Raw genomic sequence first — 20872 nt, 5'->3', positions numbered from 1 at the left:
ATACGGCTTGAGCGTCATGATGCGCTCATCCCATGACGGTGTCAGGCTGGTCGACACTGACCGAAGCGACGTGCGAGGCGATTTCGCCCGGTGTCGCGATCCAGATCTCGCCACGTTGCGCCGCTTGCGCGATGGGCGTTAGCGCACGCCGCAAATGCCGAAGCCGATACGGTTGCCCCACGAGATACGGATGCAGTGCAATCCCCATCACGAGCGGCTGCCCGCGCGTCGGGTGCTCGGCCTGCGCGTACATCTCGTCAAAGTTGTCGACAATCATGTCGGCGAAGGCCGCGCCGTCCATCTGGCGTCCGACGATCATGGGGATGTCGTTCACCTCCTGCGGATACGGCACCGACCACAGCGTGCCGTGTGCTGTACGCATGCGCACCGGGCGATCGTCGTGACACCAGTTGAGCGTGTAGCGATATCCCGTGCGCGCGAGCAGATCGGGCGTGTGATGCGTCTCCGAGATCCATGGCGAGAGCCACCCGGTCGGCGTGTGGCCGGTGGCCTCCATCAGACGCGCGCGGCAATGCGCCAGCAGATCGTGCTCGTGCGCGTACTCGAAGTCGCTTTGCCGATGCGCGTTGGTATGGCCATGCCCGATCAGTTCGTGTCCGCGCGTCACGCACGCGTGCACAAGCTCGGGACAGTGATCGAGCAACGACGTATTGAGCACCGCCCCGACAGGCATCGACAGGTCGTCGAACAGATCGAGACAACGCCACGCGCCGACCCGGTTGCCGTATTCGCGCCAGCTGTAGTTGAGCACGTCCGGCTGCGGCGAGGCGGGGCCGAGATTAGCGCCCAACCCTTCTCCGAAAGCGAAGTGCTCCAGATTGAAGCCGAGATAGACGGCCAGCCGTGCGCCGTTGGGCCAGCGATACGTGTCGCGTGCCGTGATGGGCAGATAGTCGAAGCGGTCGTGCGAGCGCAGTGCGCCGAAGCGCGTGTCGTCGGTCGCTGCGTCATCGCGTTCCGGAAGGGTCAGGGCAGAAGTCATCGTGTGTCGTCGTTGCGGTATGGCGTCGCAAGGGGCTCAGGTTCTGAGGCCGTTCATTCGGTCGTCGGTGTGTTCGTGGGCCGTCTTGAAACATTGGCGCACCGCCGCAGTGCGGGCGCGTTCCGAATTGGCGCAAAACACATCGTCTACGAACGCTACACACAATCGTTCGCAATTTCGATGCCAGATCGTCAACACGTTGCCATTCATATCGTACAGACCGATATCGAAGAAATGTCGACGAGGTGGCACACCTCTTGCGTACGGGCTGCATATCACGGGCGCTGCCCGATGCCGGGCAGTGGTCCGCCCTCCTGATTTGCTTTCGATTCGCTTTCGATTCGCTTTCGATCCGCTTTCGAACTGTCGTCTGTGCCCTTACGGAGATTGCTCATGTCTGCCTCTGCACGTCCCAACGCTGCCCTCACTGTCGATATCGCTGGCTCGACGCCGGTATCCGCCCTCGCCTTGTCCTTCTCCTTCTCCCGCTCCCGCCGCCAGTGGCTTCGCACCGGAGTCCTCGCGCTGACGGCGGCCGGCATGTCGTTCGCGAGCGTCGCGAGCTATGCGGCGGACACGGTCAAGATCGGTCTCGTCACCGCGCTCTCGGGGCAGTCGGCGCGCGCCGGTGAAGCGCTCACGCGCGGCATGACGATCGCCATCGACGAGATCAACGCGAGTGGCGGCGTGCTCGGCGGCCGCAAGCTCGAACTGGTGCGTCGCGACGACGAGGGCAACCCGGCCAAAGGCGTGCTCGCCGCACGCGAGCTGATTTACAAGGACAAAGTGGCGGTGCTCTTCGGCGGACTGGATACGCCGGTCTCGATGGCCATCTTGCCGATCGCCAATCAGGAGAAAGTGCCGTTCATGGGGCCGTGGGCCGCCGGCACGCCGATTACCCGCAACGGGGCCAATCCGAACTATGTGTTCCGCGTGTCGGCCGTCGATGAGATTGTCGACGGGGCGATGGTGAACTACGCGCAGCAGACGTTCGGTGCGAAAAAGCTCGGCCTGATTCTCGTGAACAACCCGTGGGGCGAGTCGAACGAGAAAGGCATCGTCGCGGCACTGGCCGCCAAGGGCATGAAGCCCGCCGCCGTCGAGAAGTTCGAGGCGAACGACGTGGACGTCACGCCGCAACTGGGCCGCCTGAAAGCTGCGGGCGCGGACACCTTGCTGATGGTCGGGAACGTCGGCCCGTCGGCACAGGTGGTGAAATCGCTCGACCGCATGGGCTGGAAGGTGCCTATCGTCTCGCACTGGGGTCCCGCAGGCGGACGCTTCACCGAGTTGGCCGGCCCCAACGCCAAGACCGTGCATTTCGTGCAGACGTATAGCTTCTTCGGCGCGACGTCGCCGGTAAGCACACGCGTCGTCGCGGCCCTCAAGGCGAAGTATTCGGACATCAAGGGCGCCGACGACATCACCCCGGCCGTGGGCGTCGCCAATGCCTACGACGCGATGCGTCTCACCGCGCTCGCCATCGACAAAGCCGGTTCGACCAACGGCGATGCGATCCGCACGGGCTTCTACAAGATCGACCGCTACGACGGGCTCATCAAGACCTACGTGAAGCCGTTCAGTGAGCAGCAGCACGACGCGCTGTCGGCACAAGACTACGTGTGGGCGCAGTTCATCGACAACCGCATCGTGCCGGTGGCACCGGCGGGCGCGAAAGTCGCGGCGAAGTAAGTCACACAGTTGGGCTAACGAACGGGCGCCGTGCTGCGGCGTCCCGGAGGACTTTTCATGCAATGGATCTCGGCGCTGGTCGCCGGCCTGGGGCTCGGCAGTATGTACGGCCTCATGGCGCTCGGCTTTCATCTGACGTTCGCCGTGAGTGCGACGGTCAATTTCGCGCAGGGCAGCTCGATGATGCTGGGCGCCGTGCTGGCGTACACGTTCGCACAGACGCTCGGCTGGCCCATGCCGCTGGCGATCGTCGCCGCACTGGCACTTTGCGCCGTCTACGGGCTGGTGGTCGAGCGGCTTGCCGTGCAGCCATTTGTGCGGCGCGGGTCCAGCGCATGGCTGATGGCAACCGTGGCGCTGGGCATCGTGCTCGACAACCTCGTCATGCTGACGTTCGGCACGGAGCCACGCAGCCTGCCCTCGCCGCTGGCGCAAAGCTCGCTGCAAATCGGTGACGCCGGTCTCGGCGTCTATCCGTTGCAATTGCTAATCCCGGTCGTCGGTCTCGCACTCGCCGCGCTGCTGCACTACGTGTTGCGCCGCTCACGCTGGGGTGTTGCCATGCTCGCCGTGGTGCAGAACCGCGACGCCGCCCGCCTCATGGGCATTCCCATTCAACGCACGATCGCCGCAGCGTTTGCCGTCTCGACACTGCTCGCCGGTATCGCGGGCGTGCTGATCGCGCCGCTGTTCAACGTGCAGGCCGATATGGGGACGGTCTTTGGCCTCAAGGCGTTCGCCGTGGCAATTCTCGGCGGCTTGTCGAGCGCGTGGGGCGTCATGATTGCCGGGCTGCTGTTCGGCGTAGCCGAAGCGATGATCACCGCGACGCTCGGATCGGGTTACACACAAATCATCACGTTCGGTCTGGTCATCGTGTTGCTGGCCATGCGGCCGGACGGCATTTTCGGTCGCGCGGAGGTGCGCAAAGTATGAGTGACTCTCCTTTGCGACTGGCGTCGCAGCCTGCCGTCTCTCTCACCCCGATGAAGACGCGGCCCCCGCGTGATGGTCTGGCCCTCGGCGCGGCACTCGCCGTCGCGCTGCTGGCGATGGCCGGTGCGGCGTGTGTGGTGAACGGCTATTTCGTCGTGGTGATCGCCGGTGTGGCGTTGCTGGCCATCTGCGGCGTGGGTCTGAATCTTCTGCTGGGTCTGACCGGACAGGTGTCATTCGGCCATGTCGGCTTCTATGCCATCGGGGCGTACGCCGTGGCGATTCTGACGACGCAGGCGGGCTGGCCGTTCTGGCCTGCATGGCTGGCGGGTGGCGTGATTGCCGCGCTCACCGGTGCATTGCTCGCGTTGCCTGCGCTTCGCGTGCGCGGGCCGGGGCTGGCGATGGTGACGATTGCGTTTGGCTTCATCGTGGAACATGGCGCGGTCGAGTGGCGTGCGTTGACGGGCGGTCAGAACGGCCTGATGGGCGTGCTGCCGCCGGGTGTCTTCGGCATCGCGGGCAGCGAGCGTGTGGTGGCAGTAGCGGCGCTAGCGGTGCTCGCCGTCTCGTTGCTGATCTACGCACGCATCTCTCGCGGTGCGTGGGGCGCGGCCATGCGGGCCGTGCGCGATAGTGAAACGGCGGCGGCATCGATCGGCGTCAATCCCATTGTGGTGAAGGCGGTAGCGTTCGCGTTCTCCGCAGCGCTCGCAGGACTTGCGGGTGGGTTGTTCGCACCGCTGCAAGGCATGGTCACGCCGGGCATGTTCTCGTTCCTCCAGTCGATTCTGTTCGTCCTCGTCGTGATGATCGGCGGCGCGGGCACGATTGCCGGGCCGCTCGTCGGTGCCGTGATCGTCGGACTGTTGCCAGAGTTTCTGGCCAGTCTCGAGAACCTGCGCCTGCTGTGTTTCGGTGTGTTGTTGCTCGTGGTGCTGTGGGGCGCGCCCAATGGTGTGATCGGGGTGCTCGGCCAATGGTGGACGTCACGCAGACGTGCCGCATCGGGTGAGGCCAGCATCGGGACGGCATCGACGCTGACCTTGCCGGTGCTCGCGCCGTCGCAACGCAAGGGACTCGCGGCGCAAGGGTTGACGATGACCTTCGGTGGCGTGAAAGCCGTGGCCGATCTCTCGTTCGAATTGCCTGCGGCGGGCGTGACCAGCCTGATCGGACCGAACGGTGCGGGCAAGTCGACCGTGCTCAATATGCTGTCCGGCTTCTATCGGCCGCAGTCGGGCACACGCTCGCTCGGCGGGGACGGACTTGCGGCACGCGGCGCTTGCGACAGCGCGCGGCACGGCGTGGCGCGCACGTATCAGACGTCGCAACTGTTCGCGGGCATGAGCGTGCTCGATAACGTGACGCTGGGGTTGAGTGCGGGGCGTCTGGGCGGGTTGCTCGGCGTCGCCCGCATGCGAGGCAAGACGCAACGCGATGAGGCGATGGCATTGCTGCGCGCCTGCGGCTATCACGGCGACGTCAATCTGATGGCGGCCGATCTCGCCCACGTCGACCGTCGTCTTGTGGAGATCGCGCGGGCATTGGCGACGCGCCCGACGGTGTTGCTGCTCGATGAGCCGGCCGCCGGTCTGTCGACACAGGACAAAGCGCAACTGGGCAAACTGCTGCGGCAGATTGCCGATAGCGGCGTGGCGGTGGGACTCGTTGAACACGACATGTCGCTGGTGATGGGTGTGTCCGATGGTATCGTCGTGATCGACGCGGGGCGTTTTCTCGCGCAAGGCACGCCGACAGCGATCCGTCACGACGAGCGTGTTCGTCAGGCATACCTCGGCGCTGCGTCTGCGGATGCGGCCAAGCCGGTCGGACGCACCGCTGCGACCACGCCGGAAGTGCTCGGTGTCGGCAAGCTGACGGCGGGCTATGGTGCCGCGCCAGTGCTGCACGACGTATCGATTCAAGTGCGAGACGGCGAACTCGTCGCGCTGCTCGGCGCCAACGGGGCGGGCAAGTCGACCCTCATGCGTGCATTGGCGGGGCTGCATCGTCCTGTCAGTGGCGGCATCACGTTCAATGGTCACGATCTGTCACGGCTAGATGCCGCGAAGATCGCCGCGATGGGCGTGGTGCTAGTGCCCGAAGGGCGTCAGGTGTTCCCGGAATTGTCGGTGCTCGATAACCTTCGGCTCGGCGCGTTCCCGTGCGGCCGTTTGCCGCGCGCCACGCTCGACGCCCGTATTGCGCAGATGTTTGCACGGTATCCGCGTCTGCACGAGCGACAACATCAGCGTGCCGGTCTGCTCTCCGGTGGCGAGCAACAGATGCTGGCGATTGCACGCGCGCTGATGTCGTCTCCACGAGTGCTGTTGCTCGACGAGCCGTCGCTCGGTCTCGCCCCGAAGGTGATCGCTGAATTGTTCGCGTCGCTCGATGCGTTGCGCCGCGAGTCGCTATCGATGCTGCTGGTCGATCAGATGGCGGTCATGGCCTTGTCGATTGCCGACCGTGGCTACGTGCTTGAAGAGGGGCGCGTTACGGTCAGTGGATCGGCGAGCGAGTTGGCCGCCGATACGCGTCTCGCCGCCGCGTATCTCGGTGGCGAGCATGAAGCGGGAGCGGCCGCATGACCGCCCGCGACGTGGTGAATATCGCTTCTTCGGCATCGGCGAGTGGGCGGGCCGGGTTGGTCACGAGTCCGCATGCGCTGGCGAGCATGGCAGGCCGTGACGTGTTGCAACAAGGCGGCAACGCCATCGAAGCGGCCATCGCGATTGCCGCCATGTTGTGCGTGACGATGCCGCACTTCACCGGTCTCGGCGGTGACGGCTTCTGGCTGGTGGCAGACGGTACGTCAGGCAGCAAGGCACCGCTCGCCATCTCCGGCATCGGACAAGCGGCACGCCATCTGCCGTCTGGATTGCTTGATGGAGATGCGATCGCGGTGCGCGGTCCGGCGTCCACATTGACCACGGCGGCCACCGTGGCGGCGTGGGAGGCTGCGTATCGCGTCAGTCGCGAGCAATGGGGCGGCACGTTGTCGTGGGCGTCGCTGCTCGCCCCCGCCATCGCGGCGGCGGAAGATGGCTTCGCGACGAGTCGCTCGCAGGACTTCTGGTATTCGTATCGTGCTGGCGAGATGGCGGATGCGGCGACATGGCACGGCTTTGCGCAGACGTTTCTGCCGGACGGACGCGCGCCCGCCGCAGGCGAGTCGTTTCGGCAACCGGCACTGGCAGCGACATTGCGTCAGCTTGCCGATGGCGGGCCTCGTGAGTTCTATGAGGGCGCGTTGGCCGCCCTTCTGGCAGACGGCTTGCAGGCGGCGGGTTCGCCGCTCACGCGCGAGGATCTTGCGGCCACGCGTGTGCACGTGTCAGACGCATTGACGATGCCGTATGGCGACGGTGTGTTGGCGACATTGCCGCCGCCGACGCAAGGGGTGACGACGCTACAAATCATGGGGATTCTCGCGCGCTTGGGGCTGAAAGATTGTGCTCACGGCAGCGCGACGTATTACCACCGGCTCGTGGAGGCGGTGAAGCAGGCGTTTATCGATCGCGACCGGTACATCGCGGACCCGGAATTCGTGGATGTTCCCGTCGCGACGATGTTGTCGGACGGACATCTTCGCGCCGCAGCGTCACGCATCGATGATCGGGTGGCACTCGACTGGCCGCATCGTTTTCGCGAAGGCGACACGGTGTACTTCGCGGCGACGGACTCGGCCGGGCGCGCGGTGAGCGTGTTGCAGACGATCTACTTCGATTGGGGCAGCGGCGTGATGGCAGGCGACACGGGGGTGCTGTGGCACAACCGGGGCGCGGCGTTTCGCCCGGCGGGCAGTGCGCATCCGAATGCGCTTATGCCCGGCAAGCGGCCCTTTCACACGCTCAATCCCGGTATGTATCTGAAAGATGGGCGAGCGCGATTGCTGTATGGGACACAGGGGGCGGATGGACAGCCACAAACGCTGAGCGCACTGCTTACCCGATTGATCGATTACGGGATGTCGCCACACGAAGCGTTATCCCATCCGCGCTTTCTGCTGGGCCGGACGTTCTCCGACAGCCGGGACAACCTCAAGCTTGAGAGCGACGCAGGGGAAGCGGTGTTCGCAGCACTCGCGGCACGCGGGCATGCGATTGCGTCATTGCCGAAGCATAGTCCGCTGGCGGGTCAGGCCGGGGTGATCGCTATTGCGGAAGACGGTCTCGCGAGTGGTGCGCATGACCCGCGCAGCGATGGGGCGGCGTTGGCGGTGTAGCCCTGTACGGGCCAGACCCGCCGACACCTAGCCTTCGACATCGGATCGCGCGCGAACGTCGAGCATGTAGCCTTCTCCACGAATCGTCCGCAGTAACCGTGGTTCCTTGATGTCCTCTCGTAATTTATGCCGCAGCCTCGATATCTGTACGTCGATGCTGCGATCAAACGCATCGATGGATTTCCCTCGGGCCGTATCCATCAAGTACTCACGGCTTAGCACCCGCCCCGGCGCGGAAAGAAAGGCGTTCAGCAGTCGAAATTCCGCGTTCGAAAGCGGAATAACCGTGTTATCGGGCGCAATCAGATGGCGACCGATCAAGCTCAGACGCCATCCCGCGAACTTCCGCTCGTCCTTGGGTTCGGGTATCGCCCGCGCCTGCGCACGGGTGCGGCGAAGAATCGTCTGAATTCTCGCCACCAGCTCTCGCGGTTCAAAAGGCTTCACGACGTAATCGTCCGCACCGAGTTCCAGACCGACAATTCTGTCGGTCATCTCGCCACGCGCGGTGAGCATCACAATGGGAATTTCCGACGAGGTACGCAATTCCCGGCATAACGTCAGGCCGTCGCTGTCGGGAAGCATCAGGTCGAGCACGACGATGTCGATATCGTTGTGCTCGAGCACGTCGTGCATCTCCTCCCCACTGGCCGCCTGCATACAGGTCATGCCAAAACCGGCAAGACAATCACAGAGCAGAGTCCTTATCTGCGCATCGTCATCGACTACAAGTACGTGCGTTGCCATGGTTTTTTCCTCTTCTCATCCACCGCCGCGTCGATTCAGTGTCCCCAAGTTCCGGATTATCGGCGACAAACGTGCCGGCAATCTTGCGGCTTTGTTGCAGTCCTGAAACATTCGACGCGATCGCATCGCTTCGGCTATGTATCAAACCCGATACAAAGTCGAGATGAAACAGAAATACCCGCGCCGTAACGTGACTCCACACAAGACCTATGCAGGTAGGAGACACGTAGTCCATGAATTACGCTCAGCCCAAACCACCCGCTCGGCGGCTGCTCGGCATCGGCGTGGCACTGCTGCTGCACGCCCTGATTCTGTATGCCTTGCTTAGCGGGCTCGCAACGCGTGTTGCGACGATCATTCAGGCGCCCATCGAGACGCGAATCATCGAAGAAATCAAACCGCCGCCCCCGCCTCCGCCGCCACCTCCGGTAAAGAAGATCGCCCCGGCGCCGCGCCCCGTCGTTCAGCCCAAGGCTTACGTACCGCCGCCCGAAGTTCAGGTACAAGCCACCCCGCAACCCAATGCCGTGGCCGTGCAGACCGACAAGCCCGTCCCCACGACACCGGTCGCCCCACCGGCGCCTCTCGAGAGCAAACCCGTGGCAGGCAACGTCGGCGTCGTTTGCCCAAACTCCGCGCAAGTCCGTGCCGCCATCCGATACCCGCGTGAAGCGCTGCGCGACAACATCACCGGCAGCGTACTCGTCGAGTTCGTTGTTGGCACCGACGGGCAAGTCAAACAACTTCGTGTCGCCCGATCGGCAGCCCCCGTGCTGGACCGAGCCGCGGAGAGCGCGGTGCGGCAATTTCAGTGCGTCGCGCAAGGCCAGGAAGTCCGCGTCCAGGTGCCGTTCGATTTTCAACTCAATTGAGGCGGTCTTCAACCGCCCCCCCCTCGGAACTCACGTCAAGGAGACGACCATGCTTCAGTTCCAGTATCGTGCCATGCCCCGTAAGCGCCGCCTTATGGCGCCCATGGCAGTCGTATCGACGATCGCGGCGTTCGCCTCGTTGAGCGCACACGCAGCATCGACCGTAACCAACCCTTACGGGCTGCAAGCGCTATGGGAGGGCGGCGATATGATCGCTCGCGGGACCCTGCTCATCCTCGTGATCATGTCCATGGGGAGCTGGTACATCATCGTCGCCAAACTGCTCGAACAGGCCAAGGTCCTGCGTCGTGCCCGTGCCGCGGAAAAGACGTTCTGGAATGCCGCGTCGCTTTCCGAAGGCGTCCGGTCGCTCGATGCGGGAAGCCCGTTTCGATACATTGCGGAATCCGCGCTGTCTGCCCGTGATCATCACAACGGCGCACTGCTCGATCAGGTCGATTTGAATACTTGGGTCGCGAGCGCCATCGAGCGTGCGATGACCGGCGTATCGAATCGCCTTCAGGATGGGCTTTCGTTCTTGGGCACGGTCGGTTCGACAGCGCCTTTCGTTGGCCTTTTCGGCACCGTCTGGGGCATTTATCACGCGCTCACCGCAATCGGCATTGCGGGCCAAGCCTCCATCGACAAGGTCGCGGGCCCCGTGGGAGAAGCGTTGATCATGACGGCAATCGGTCTGGCGGTCGCCGTTCCCGCCGTGCTCGGATACAACTGGCTTGTCCGTCGCAACAAAGCGGTCATGGAGCGTGTGCGCGATTTCGGCAGCGAAATACACAACGTGCTGCTCACCGGTAAAACGACGGCGTCGGCCATCGTGGCGACCCGGTCGTCTCAAGTCGCGCGCGTGGGGTGATGCCATGGCGATATCCCTGTCTGGCGGGAGCGGTGGCGCAGAGCACGACGAGGTCATGGCGACCATCAACACGACGCCGCTGGTCGACGTCATGCTGGTGTTGCTCATCATCTTCCTGATCACGATTCCCGTGGTCTCGCACACCGTCCCCGTCACGCTTCCGAAGGAAGCCGTTCAACCCTTGCAGACCACACCGCAGAACGTTGTTCTTGCCGTGACAGGCGACGGCGAGGTGTATTGGGACGAGCGACGTATTCCCGACGCCGCAACGTTGCTGGACAAACTCAAGACGGTCGCTGTATTGACGCCCCAACCCGAAGTGCATATTCGCGGCGATCTCGACGCTCGCTACGCCGCGATCGGACGGGTGGTCCTGGCATGCCAGCGTGCGGGCATCGCCAAAGTCGACTTCATCACCGAAGCGCCGCCGCGCCAATAGCGCGCGAGACGCCCTACATCAGGAGACTTCCATGGCAATGACCATGCCATCGGGCGCTGACGAAAACGGCGACATCATGGTGGAGATCAACACGACGCCGCTCATCGACGTCATGTTGGTGCTGCTGATCATGCTGATTCTCACCATCCCGATTCAGACGCATGCCGTGAAACTCGACATGCCCACCCCTTCCAATGCCTCACCGCCGACGCCTCCGCTCGTCGTGCAAGTCGACGTCGATGCGAGCGGAGTCGTGGCATGGAACGGCTTGCCGCTTAGCGACCGCGCGCAATTGGAGACCCACCTTGCCGAAGCCGCATCGTCCACACCGCCAACTGAGCTTCACCTTCGCGCCGACGCGACGGCACCCTATCGGTCGGTCGCCATGGTCATGGCGTCGGCGCAGCGGCTAGGGGTGACGCGCATCGGGCTGGTCGGCAACGAGCGCTTCGCGCAATGACATCACGTCGGAGCGCCGATGTCCTCACGCGCTGACGCACTCAATACTGGACTTCAAATGTTCGATTCGAATACCGAAAGGCCGCGGTATGCACCAACGTCAAGCCGCGAGCGATATGCGGGGATCGGGGCGTGGCTCGGACTTCTCGCCCTCGTCCTCGTGACGTTTTTCGCCAACGTCGATCGTCAGATGCTGGTGCTATTGGCCGAACTCATTCGCACCGAGTTCGGCCTCGCCGATATTCAGGTGGGGCTTTTGCAAGGCGCCGGCATTGCGCTATTTGCAGGTGCGGCAGCCATTCCGATCGGATGGCTCGCAGACCGCGTGGATCGTCGTGCCGTGCTGGTACTCTGCATCCTGCTCTGGAGCGCCGCGACCGCCGCCTGCGGTTTCGCGACCGGATTCTGGACGCTCTTCATCGCATCGATCGGCCTGGGCATCGGCGAAGCAGGCCTCATGCCTATCATCTACGGCTTGCTCCCCGACCTGTTTCCGGCGCGCCAGCGCATCCTCGCCAACTCGGTCTTCGCACTGGTCAATCTTCTCAGCGCGGGCGCGGGCATGGCACTGGGCGGGTTACTCATCCAGGGGATCGACACCATGCATGGCGTATTGCCCTTCGGTCTGGGAAACGCGTCCACATGGCGGATTGCATTCTTTGCCGTCGCGATCCCCGCGCCGCTGCTGGTATTGATTGTCGCGATGATCCGGCCCCGCTATGCCCATTCGGACACTCAGCGCTCGACCGGCAACGTGCCGGTGCCTGGGCTCGCCGCGGGTGAATACTTTCGCCGGGAGATGCCGATGATGATTCGCTTTTTCGGTGCCATCGCGCTGATCAACATGGCCTTTGCCGGTATCACCACCTGGATGCCGGTCGTCGCCGTCCGCTTCTTTGGTGCAACGCCTGCAACGGCCGGTGCCGGACTCGGCAGCGCGGCGATGACAGGTAGCGTCTTCGGATGCGCGCTCGGTTGGCTGCTCGCTCGCCGCCTGAGTTCGCGACTCGGCGTGCTCGCCCCGCTACGCGTATGTGAGTGGGGGGCCCTGGGGGCATGCGTCGTCAGCCTCGGGTATCTGATCGCACCATCCGTGTCCTATGTCTACGTCCTGTTCGGCGCTCAATTCATGTGCGTTGTGGCAGGCATGATCATGTTTCCGGGACTGATGCAGAGCATTTGCCCGCCTTATCTAAGGTCGAGAGTAGCGGCCATCGGTGTGCTGACGACGGTGCTGATGCAGTCCGGCAGTCCTGTGGCCATTGGCCTGATGTCGGATCACTTGCATCGCACCGAGTCCGGTCTCATATGGGCCATCGTTGCCGTGGCGTTGCCCGGATTCATCGTGGCCTGCCTCTTAATGCGCGGTGCGGCCAATGCCGTACGTCTTGCCATCGAACGCTACGCCTGAGCGCCAATGACCATTCCCTGCAAGCTTTCCGTTCGTATCGAACAGTGGCCGCTGGCCACCCCCTTTCACATCTCGGGCCACACGGTCGACGCGGCCCGCGTCCTGGTTGTCTCGTTGCGATCCGGGCAACACAGAGGACGAGGAGAGGCCGCCGGCGTCTACTACCGTGGAGAAACGCCTGAGGGCATGGCCGAGCAGATTGCCGCCGTACGCCCGCTGATCGAGCGAGGCATATCCCGCGAGGCCCTCATCGGGTTGCTGCCTGCCGGCGGTGCGAGAAACGCCCTCGACGCGGCGCTATGGTCATTGGCCGCTCAGCGCTGTGGCATGACGGTCGCACGACTGGCCGGACGCGCCCGGCTGCGCCCACTACGGACGTCATTCACCGTCGGTGTTGATGCCGCACCCGCCATGGCCGAGGCGGCGCGTGGCTTCGAGGGCGCCGTTGCGTTGAAGATCAAGCTCGACGGCAGCGCAACCGACGTAGATCGACTTGTCGCGATTCGCGCGGCTTGCCCTGGCGCTGCGCTTTCCGTCGACGCTAATCAAGGGTGGACGCAAGAACACATGGTTCGCATGCTGCCGGTCATGCAGCACGTTGGCGTCGACCTGCTCGAACAACCCCTGCCGGCAGGCGAGGATGAGTGCCTTGAATCCATGCGATATCCGATCCGCCTGGCGGCAGACGAATCGTTTCAGGATCTGGACGATCTCGCCACGGTCGCCCGCCGGTACGACGTCGTCAACGTCAAGCTCGATAAGTGCGGCGGCCTCACACGTGCACTCTCGCTGGTCGCGCCGATTCGAGAGCTCGGACTGTCGGTCATGGTCGGATGTATGCCCTGCACATCGCTCGGTGTGGCCCCGGCCTACATTCTGGGGCAGCAGTGCGACCGGGTAGACCTCGACGGGCCCTGCTTCCTGGCTGAGGATCGCGCGCCCTCGTTCCAATACCTAAACGGATATCTGCAAGGCCCCGAGAGCGTCTGGGGTCGCGATGACGCCCCGTATGAGATGCATTGATCCAGGAGGATGGCCGTGTCGGCACAGGAACAATTTGACGGTACCGCTCTGAAGGCGCTGTTTGATCCGTTCAACCGAAGCGATTCACCGGGCGTCGTCGCCGCCGCCGCCATTGACGGCGAGGTCGTGTTGCGCGAGGCCTTCGGTATGGCGGACGTTGGCCTGGGACTGGGTTTGAATGTGCGGACCCTGCTGCGTATCGGATCGACGAGCAAGCACATGACTTGCCTCGCGGCCTTGCTGCTCCGGGAAGCGAAAGCGCTGGATATCGATGTGCCGGTACGCCGCTATTTACCGGAACTGACCGGGGTAGCCGGCGACGCGCCATTACGCGCGTTCATGTTCCACACAAGTGGGCAACGGTGCGCGCTCGACGTATCGCTCCTTACTAACGGGTTGGCGGTGCCGCAGACCGGCTACCTGCTCGACATCATGCGCCGGCAAACTAGTGTCAACTTTCCCACGGGCGAGCGGATGATGTATTGCAACGGCGGATATCACCTGATTTCGCTGGCCATCGAGCGTGTCAGTGCACAACCCTTTGCGGCGTTTCTCGCCGCCGAAGTCTTTGACCCATTGGGCATGAACGATACGTTTCTCCTGCCCGACGACTATCGAATCCGCAGCCATATGGCCGCCTGCCATGTCCAAAACGGCGAGGGTACTTACGATCGGGGGATATTTCCTTCGCGAGAAATTCTCGGTGAAGGCGGTGTCGTCTCGTGCGTGGACGACATGCTGAAATGGTGTTCGCATTTGCGTGGCGAAAAACGCATAGGAAATCCCGACACATGGGACCTGATGTTCTCTTCGCCCATCTTCTCCAGTGGTCTACGCAGCGATTACATGATGGGCTTAAGGCGCTCGCAATATCGCGGATGCGAACTGATCCAGCATGCGGGCGGTGTCGTGGGCGGATCGTGCCAGATGCTCTGCGTCCCCGAGCACGGCATCGATATCGTGTTGCTTGGCAATGGGGCAATCCCAGCTCCGGCCGCGTTTTCGCTTCGCATGCTCGACATTCTGTTGGCGGCCCCGATGGAGTGCTACGCCGTTCCAACGCCCGCCAGCACGGGCCGCTGGCCCGGACGCGCGGGGACCTATCGCGAGGTGAACAACGACATGGTGTACGACATCGCCGATCGCGCCGGAGACATGACGCTTAGCGGGCCGCTTGAACCGAGCAACCCAATGCTCTATCCGTACGATCGCGCCGAAACTGGCACGTGCGAGTTTTCCTTGGAATCGAGTGGCGACGGCACCTTTCTGCTTCAGTGGGGAAGCGCCGTCAATCCGGATGATGCCGAGGCTTTGCGCATCTCTCATTGCGGCCACACGGCAATCTATCGGCGCGTCGAGGTATCGGCGTCGGTAAGCGTCGAAGTTATCGATTCGCTAAGTGGCGCCTATGCCAGCGAAGAAGCCGATGCTCGCGCTACGCTGCGCCCTTCGGTGTTGGGAGATGAATCGCGTGACGACGTTTGCGCGATTATGTCGCTCGAGATAGTGGGACGCGCGGGCGAATGCCACTACGACATCTTTCCAGTCGACGTCGATCTTTTTCGCTTCTCGCCCCGCGCCCCGAATGCCGTCAGAACGGGAACGCTTTCCATCGTGAGGCACCCCGGCACGGGACGTGTCGAGGGATTTTCCGTCAACACCAACCGCACTCGAAACCTTCGATTTGCCAAGTCTTGAGCGGACACGGCAGATACCGCAGAACGCATCGCAGAGGTGGGAACCGACGTTCACAGTTGTTCTCAGTTCCCACCGTCCCCCAACGTCAGTCAATACGAGAGAACGCCAGCCCCCGCGTGCGGGATGTGGAGAGCGAAAAGCGGATGGCCTTGTCTGCGTTGCGCTCCACCCGTGCCGTGCCCGTCGAGAGTGCTGAAGCATCTGCAGGCGCGAAGGTCCAGACATCGCGGGTTATCGCACTCAGGCGATAGCGCACACTTCCCGTAGCGCCGCGAATGGCCAGCGTCAACATCCCGTCCTCGATTGAGACGACGGCGTGGGCGTCGGCATCGTGGCTAAAGTATCGACCACAGATTCCGTCCATTTCCAACGCCTCATCCGGCAGGACAATGTCGTATCGGCGCAGAGTCACGGCATGCCCGCTCTCGATGACATCGATGGCTGAAACGTCGCCTGCCGGCGTACGCACATGCGGCACCACACGAGTCTGCGCACCCGCACCATCGTCGATCCGGTATCCGAGCTCAGCCGCGATGAGTGGTTGCGGAAGGTGTGTCTGATTATGTGTCGTTGCGTACCAACCGTCGTCCCGCTCGATGATTTCCACCCACTGAAGCGGGTCGACGGAAAGATATTTCCCGCGCAAACCGGGATTGTCCGACGTCTGTGCCGGCCCTTGCCGCGGCGGACCGAGGACGTCATCGCCAAGGACGATATCGACAATCTCGGTCGCCAGCGCGACGGGATCGACTGGGGCGCCGTTGCTCATCAGCACAATATCCAGAGCATGTGCGGGAACCGTCAACATCTGACTGCATCCACCAAAAACGCCGCCCGCATGATGAATGGTTTCGACGTTACGATATCGGGTGCGTATCAGGCCCAGCGCGTAGACACCGAGTTCTCCGCTCGAATACCGAGGCATCGTCAGCATCTCACGCCACGTCTCGGGACTACCCAGCTTGGTGGGATGACGAAGATGTCCGGCCCACTTCAGCATATCGTCGATCGTGGAGACGATACCGCCCTCCCCCAGTACATCGACACTCGGAAACAGTCCGCGCAAATACCCGCCATCGCCGTCAGGAACATGCTGTGTGGCCATGCGTGGCCTGATCCGCAAATCGTCACTGACGGATTCCGTGTCGTTCATGCCCATCACGCGGAAAATCCGCTGCTTGAGAAACCGTTCGAACGACATGCCGCTGACGCGCGCAATGACCTGCGACAGGAGGTGATATCCCCCGTTGCAATAGATCATGCGCTCGCCCGGCGGGAAATTAACATCCTGCTGACGAAGCTCGATCGCCAGCGGTACACCCGGCCCGATCGTGGCAACGCCTTGCGTCATCACTGACAAGTCCAGATAGCATCGATAGCCTCCGGTATGCGTCATCAACTGACGCAGCGTTGGCGCCCCCTTCAATTCCGGCAATTCGGGAATATAAGTGCGCACGCCCGCGTCGATATCCAGTTTTCCGTCCTCTGCGAGCAGCAGCGCCGCAAGACACGTGAAATGTTTGCTGGTCGACCCGATCCGCATGCGGGTCGCCGAAGTGTTCGCGACGCTGTGTTCGAGGCTCGTCATGCCAAAACCCTTGCGGTACAGTGCCCGCCCTTCATGGGCAACACCGACCACGAGCCCCGGCGCGTCGCCTCGGTTGAACTTCGCCAGATGGGCATCAAGGCGAGCGTGCAGGTCTTTCTGCTGCAAAGTCATTGAGAGTCTCCGGTATTCGGTCATGGGATTCAGAACGGCACGGTGAGCACAGCGCCGATAGTGCGCGGCTGTGCCACGCTGACCAGCGCCGGCCCGCCGAGTGGCATCAGTGCGGTGCCTGCGGCCAGGAGCGCGCGGCGGTCAAACAGATTGCGCACGTAGAAGTTCAGACTGGCGCGGCCGAAGTCGATGCCCGCCTGAAGGTCGGTCACGGCATAACCCGGCAGCGGGTAATCCGGCCGGCCGCTGCTGCCGCTAAATCCAGAGTGGCGACGGCCGACGAATCGTTCGCTAAAGCCGACGTACGAGGCGTACGTCCCGAGCGAGAAGTGGTAGGTCCCGGTCAGTGTGGCCGAGAACTTCGCCGAGTTCGGCAGCGGGTCGCCCGATTGCGTCCCAGTTGCGGCGTTGCCTTGCGTCAGCTTGGCGTCGATGTAGGAAAAGCCCAGGCCAAAGCTCCAATGCCGATCAGGGCGGAAGCTGCTCGCCAGCTCAAACCCTTTAACGCGTGCATTACCCGCGTTGAGCACCTGATTGACGCCGTCCACGGCACCGAGCTGCTGAATGTTTTTCCACTCGATGTCGTAAACCGTGGCTGAAAACGAGAGACGTTTGTCGAACAAGTCGGCCTTGTAGCCTGCCTCGTAGGTCCAAAGCGTATCGGGCTGAAACGTTGGATTGCCATTGCCGGGAAGCCCTGTGATCGGGCTGATGAGCTGTGCGTTCGGCCCACCGGGACGATAGCCGCTGGCCGCGCGAACGTACACGTTGCTGTTATCGGTTAACCCATAGCTGGCCGTCAGCATGTAGGTCTTACTGGTGTCGGACGACGGCGACGAAGTCGATTGCGGCGGGCCACCCAGAAGCCCCGACGTGGTTTGATCGTAATTCTGCTGGTTGTGGGCAATTCTGACGCCGCCCGTGAGTGCCAGACGTGGCGTCACGTGGTACGTCAAATCGCCATACGCCGCGTATTCGGTGTAGGTACTCGGTGCCACCAGCCCAGAGAGGGTGGCCTGCGTCCCGTTGGGGAATCCCGCGAGAATGCCTTGATCCGATTCACTTCGTTCTCGGGTAAAGAAGAGCCCGCCTAACCATTCGAGGCGTTGGTTCGCCGCCGATGTCAGACGAAACTCTTGCGTCACCTTGTTCGTTTTCGCAAAGTTTGCCGCGACGACCGAGTTCAAATTGAGCCCTTGCGCAGCGAGCGCCGGCACGTAGACCACCGACAGATCCTGAGGCTGGTCTGTCTTGACCGATTGATACGACGTGATCGAGTTCAGGCGTGCCCAGCCGAAGTCGTACTCCAGACCGAGCGAGTAGAGCTGAACGTTTTGATGGAACGGTTCCGGGGCAAAAACGCGCGTTGTCAGGTCGCCATCGACAGGCTGGCCACTCTTGTCGTAGGCAACGTAATTGGGCGCGTTGCGATTGATGTTTTGCGTGATCGCGCTCAGACGCACGGTGAATTGACTCGTGGGTGTCAACAGCAAAGACGCGCGCGCGCCGTACGTATCACCTCTGTCGATGCGGCTCCCCGCCTGCGGGCCAACGGCGTCGATGTAACCGGCATCATGCTGGCTAAACGCCGACACACGCACGGCGGCTACGTCGTTCTTGATTGGAATATTCAGGACCGCGCTGGCCGTATTGCCAATGCCGCCGTGCTTCGTCGACGACATGCCAAGGCTCGCCTGCCCGGAGAATTCGTTGGTATCCGGCTCGTTCGTAACGTACTTCAACAACCCGCCCATCGCCCCTGCGCCGTAGAGCGTGCCCTGCGGCCCGCGCAGCACTTCGATGTGATTCAGATCCAGCAGGCTCATGTCCAGTGCAAACGTGGCGCCTTGCGAGAAGAGCGTGCTCCCCCCGAAGGCGACATCATCGACGTAGACACCCACGGTGGGACCGGTTTGTTCACCGGTCGTCACGCCGCGCATGCTGATCTGTCCGGCACCGCTTCCGCCTTGTGTGTTGAGATCCACCCCAGGTTCGCCCGCGAGAAAATCGGACATCGTCTTCGCGCCACTCTTCTGCAACTCGTCCGCCGAAATGACGTTGATCTGCATCGGCACTTCGCGCGCGGGTTCGCGACGGCGCGTGGCAGTCACCACCACGGTATTGAGTGTCGCGCCGTCTTTCGCCGAAGCGGCGGTCTTGGTTTCTGCGCTTTCTGCGGTATTGCCCGGACCTGCGTTGGTCTGCGGTGCCGGGTTAGCGCTCTCCGCGTCGGCACTCACCGCCGACGCCGCACCGGGCGGTGCTACGGTTTGCGCATGTCCATAGGCCGTCGCCAGCCCCAGCAGCGAACCGACCAACCAGGTTCCTCCGCGCGGACGCAGCCTGAATCGGTGCAAGGTGACTGCGGTATGCCTGCGATGTTGTCTGATTGCCACTGTCGTCTCCTCCGGGATTTCCGCACTTCGGTCATCACGAATGCCTTCGCGGTTTGGTTCGTTTAGCGTTGTGTGTCCACGCTGATTCGAGTCTTAGCTCCGGGATAGACGTTATTTGCGCGATATTTCTGGTTCATGTGGACTTTGTATCGCCCGTGAAACATAGCCACGTGAACGCGGCTTCCGAATCCACGGGAAGTCGAACGTGAGGTATGCACCGGAGGATGTTTCCGTCCTGAAACAATCTGTTGACGAAGCCGCTACATGGGCGCGGGATAATGGCGGCATGTTCGAGTCCTCTTCCACGGCACCTGCCGCAACCACCATGCAAAAGCCATCGTTCGACTCTGCGTTCTATCGGTTGCTGTTTGTCATGCTCGTCATGGTGGCCCTGACACAAACCGGTACCGCGACACTGATGTACACGCTGTACTCCGCAGCGGCTTTTAAACCACCGCCCGGCATGTCAAACACGCAGCAGTGGGCACTCGCCACCGCTGTGCAGATCGTTCCGCTGCTCGTCTCCTCTTGGGTCGGCGCGCGAATGCTGTCGATACCGTTTAAGTCGCTGGCTGCGGGCGCCGCAGAGTTGTCACGCAACATGGACGCGCCACCGATTCCGGAAGCCGGCCCCATCGAAGCGCGACAGGCCGCTCGTGTTTTCAACTCGATGCAGGCGGCGATACGCCGTCAGGTGAACGATCGCAATCGATTTCTCGCAGCCGTCTCGCATGACTTACGCACACCGCTCACGCGAATGCGTCTTCGGCTTGGGGCGCTCGACGCCTCGGAGTTCAGTGATCGACTGGTTGCCGATATCGATGAGATGACGCAGCTGCTCGATGCAACGCTCTCGTTTCTGCGCAATGAAGCTGTCACCGAAGAAGTCAGCCCCATCGACATCGATGCGCTCGTGGACGCCATTGCGGAAGACGCGATGGAGCGTGGCCAGAAAGTCTCTGTGCATGGCGCCATCGCGCCGCTGCTTGCGCAGCCACTAGCATTGAAACGGTGTCTCAGCAATCTGGTGGCGAACGCTATCCGCTACGGCGGCGAGGCTCGAATTGAACTCATCGACGGCCATGACGCCGTTCAGATAGATATCGTCGATCGTGGCCCGGGCATTCCGGAGCGTGATCTGGAGCGGGTGCTGGAGCCATTTTTTCGGCTCGAACAATCCCGCAACCGGGACACTGGCGGTACAGGGCTCGGGCTGGCCATTGCCCACGACGTAGTGAAGCGGCACGCCGGATCGTTGACACTGATCAACGGTAGAGAGGGCGGACTGATCGCACGCGTTGTGCTGCCGAGGCGATAGCGCTCGCAAAGTCGCCTTCCGTGGCTTCTGTGTCAATGTGGATACACATTGCTCAC

The 20872-nt window shown here is 62.6% G+C and carries 16 protein-coding genes; 12 read left to right on the top strand and 4 right to left on the bottom strand.

All coding sequences use genetic code 11. From position 1 onward, the window contains the following. Positions 1-25 precede the first annotated feature (25 nt). Positions 26-1003, bottom strand: a complete 978-nt coding sequence (locus PIN31009_RS07435) for a polysaccharide deacetylase family protein (RefSeq protein WP_150789819.1) — start codon at positions 1001-1003, stop codon at positions 26-28. A gap of 540 nt (positions 1004-1543) precedes the next feature. Here PIN31009_RS07435 and PIN31009_RS07430 point away from each other — a divergent pair. The 4 genes from PIN31009_RS07430 to PIN31009_RS07415 are packed head-to-tail and all read left to right on the top strand — an operon-like array spanning position 1544 to position 7862. Next, positions 1544-2695 (top strand): ABC transporter substrate-binding protein, encoded by a 1152-nt coding sequence (locus PIN31009_RS07430; protein ID WP_246185611.1) that lies wholly within the window; start codon positions 1544-1546, stop codon positions 2693-2695. Between the two features lie 57 nt (positions 2696-2752). Then, positions 2753-3631 carry a branched-chain amino acid ABC transporter permease gene (locus PIN31009_RS07425; RefSeq protein WP_150683666.1) on the top strand — a complete coding sequence of 293 codons (879 nt, stop codon included), beginning with the start codon at positions 2753-2755 and terminating at the stop codon, positions 3629-3631. 50 nt (positions 3632-3681) lie between these two features. After that, on the top strand, positions 3682-6225 hold the full coding sequence (locus PIN31009_RS07420) for a branched-chain amino acid ABC transporter ATP-binding protein/permease (RefSeq protein ID WP_425495477.1): 2544 nt from the start codon (positions 3682-3684) through the stop codon (positions 6223-6225). Then, the gene (locus tag PIN31009_RS07415; protein ID WP_150789816.1) at positions 6222-7862 is read left to right on the top strand and encodes a gamma-glutamyltransferase family protein; all 1641 of its coding nucleotides are present in this window, start codon (positions 6222-6224) and stop codon (positions 7860-7862) included. Before PIN31009_RS07420 ends, PIN31009_RS07415 begins: the two co-directional genes overlap by 4 nt. 27 nt (positions 7863-7889) lie before the next feature. Here the strand turns inward: PIN31009_RS07415 and PIN31009_RS07410 are convergent, their stop codons facing one another. Next, positions 7890-8609, bottom strand: a complete 720-nt coding sequence (locus PIN31009_RS07410; RefSeq protein WP_058375385.1) for a response regulator — start codon at positions 8607-8609, stop codon at positions 7890-7892. A gap of 233 nt (positions 8610-8842) precedes the next feature. On the opposite strand from PIN31009_RS07410, the gene PIN31009_RS07405 reads away from it, so the two are divergent. From PIN31009_RS07405 to PIN31009_RS07375, 7 genes are read left to right on the top strand one after another with little or no spacing between them, the layout of a single operon-like run. After that, positions 8843-9481 carry an energy transducer TonB gene (locus tag PIN31009_RS07405; protein ID WP_087724439.1) on the top strand — a complete coding sequence of 213 codons (639 nt, stop codon included), beginning with the start codon at positions 8843-8845 and terminating at the stop codon, positions 9479-9481. A gap of 49 nt (positions 9482-9530) precedes the next feature. Further along, the gene (locus PIN31009_RS07400) at positions 9531-10352 is read left to right on the top strand and encodes a MotA/TolQ/ExbB proton channel family protein (RefSeq protein WP_425495471.1); all 822 of its coding nucleotides are present in this window, start codon (positions 9531-9533) and stop codon (positions 10350-10352) included. Positions 10353-10356: 4 nt separating this feature from the next. Then, positions 10357-10791, top strand: coding sequence for an ExbD/TolR family protein (locus PIN31009_RS07395; RefSeq protein WP_087688588.1), 435 nt, complete (start codon positions 10357-10359; stop codon positions 10789-10791). A gap of 31 nt (positions 10792-10822) precedes the next feature. Continuing rightward, the gene (locus PIN31009_RS07390; RefSeq protein ID WP_087688589.1) at positions 10823-11251 is read left to right on the top strand and encodes an ExbD/TolR family protein; all 429 of its coding nucleotides are present in this window, start codon (positions 10823-10825) and stop codon (positions 11249-11251) included. Between the two features lie 57 nt (positions 11252-11308). Next, positions 11309-12661: an MFS transporter gene (locus PIN31009_RS07385; RefSeq protein WP_150683662.1), complete on the top strand. Its 1353-nt coding sequence runs from the start codon at positions 11309-11311 to the stop codon at positions 12659-12661. Between the two features lie 6 nt (positions 12662-12667). Further along, complete coding sequence (locus PIN31009_RS07380; protein ID WP_150683661.1) at positions 12668-13684, top strand: dipeptide epimerase; 1017 nt, start codon at positions 12668-12670, stop codon at positions 13682-13684. Between the two features lie 15 nt (positions 13685-13699). Beyond that, on the top strand, positions 13700-15382 hold the full coding sequence (locus PIN31009_RS07375; protein WP_174997022.1) for a serine hydrolase domain-containing protein: 1683 nt from the start codon (positions 13700-13702) through the stop codon (positions 15380-15382). Positions 15383-15467: 85 nt separating this feature from the next. On the opposite strand, the gene PIN31009_RS07370 is transcribed toward PIN31009_RS07375, so the two are convergent. Further along, positions 15468-17102 carry a serine hydrolase domain-containing protein gene (locus tag PIN31009_RS07370; RefSeq protein ID WP_150789814.1) on the bottom strand — a complete coding sequence of 545 codons (1635 nt, stop codon included), beginning with the start codon at positions 17100-17102 and terminating at the stop codon, positions 15468-15470. Positions 17103-17131: 29 nt separating this feature from the next. Next, positions 17132-19420, bottom strand: a complete 2289-nt coding sequence (locus tag PIN31009_RS07365) for a TonB-dependent receptor (RefSeq protein ID WP_246185546.1) — start codon at positions 19418-19420, stop codon at positions 17132-17134. A 283-nt stretch (positions 19421-19703) separates the two neighbouring features. Here PIN31009_RS07365 and PIN31009_RS07360 point away from each other — a divergent pair, with 283 nt between their 5' ends. Continuing rightward, positions 19704-20816 carry an ATP-binding protein gene (locus tag PIN31009_RS07360; RefSeq protein WP_246185545.1) on the top strand — a complete coding sequence of 371 codons (1113 nt, stop codon included), beginning with the start codon at positions 19704-19706 and terminating at the stop codon, positions 20814-20816. Positions 20817-20872 lie beyond the last annotated feature (56 nt).

Source organism: Pandoraea iniqua (assembly GCF_902459685.1).
In the GTDB taxonomy this organism is placed as follows: Bacteria; Pseudomonadota; Gammaproteobacteria; order Burkholderiales; family Burkholderiaceae; genus Pandoraea; species Pandoraea iniqua.
This window is presented reverse-complemented; position numbering and strand designations above follow the sequence as displayed.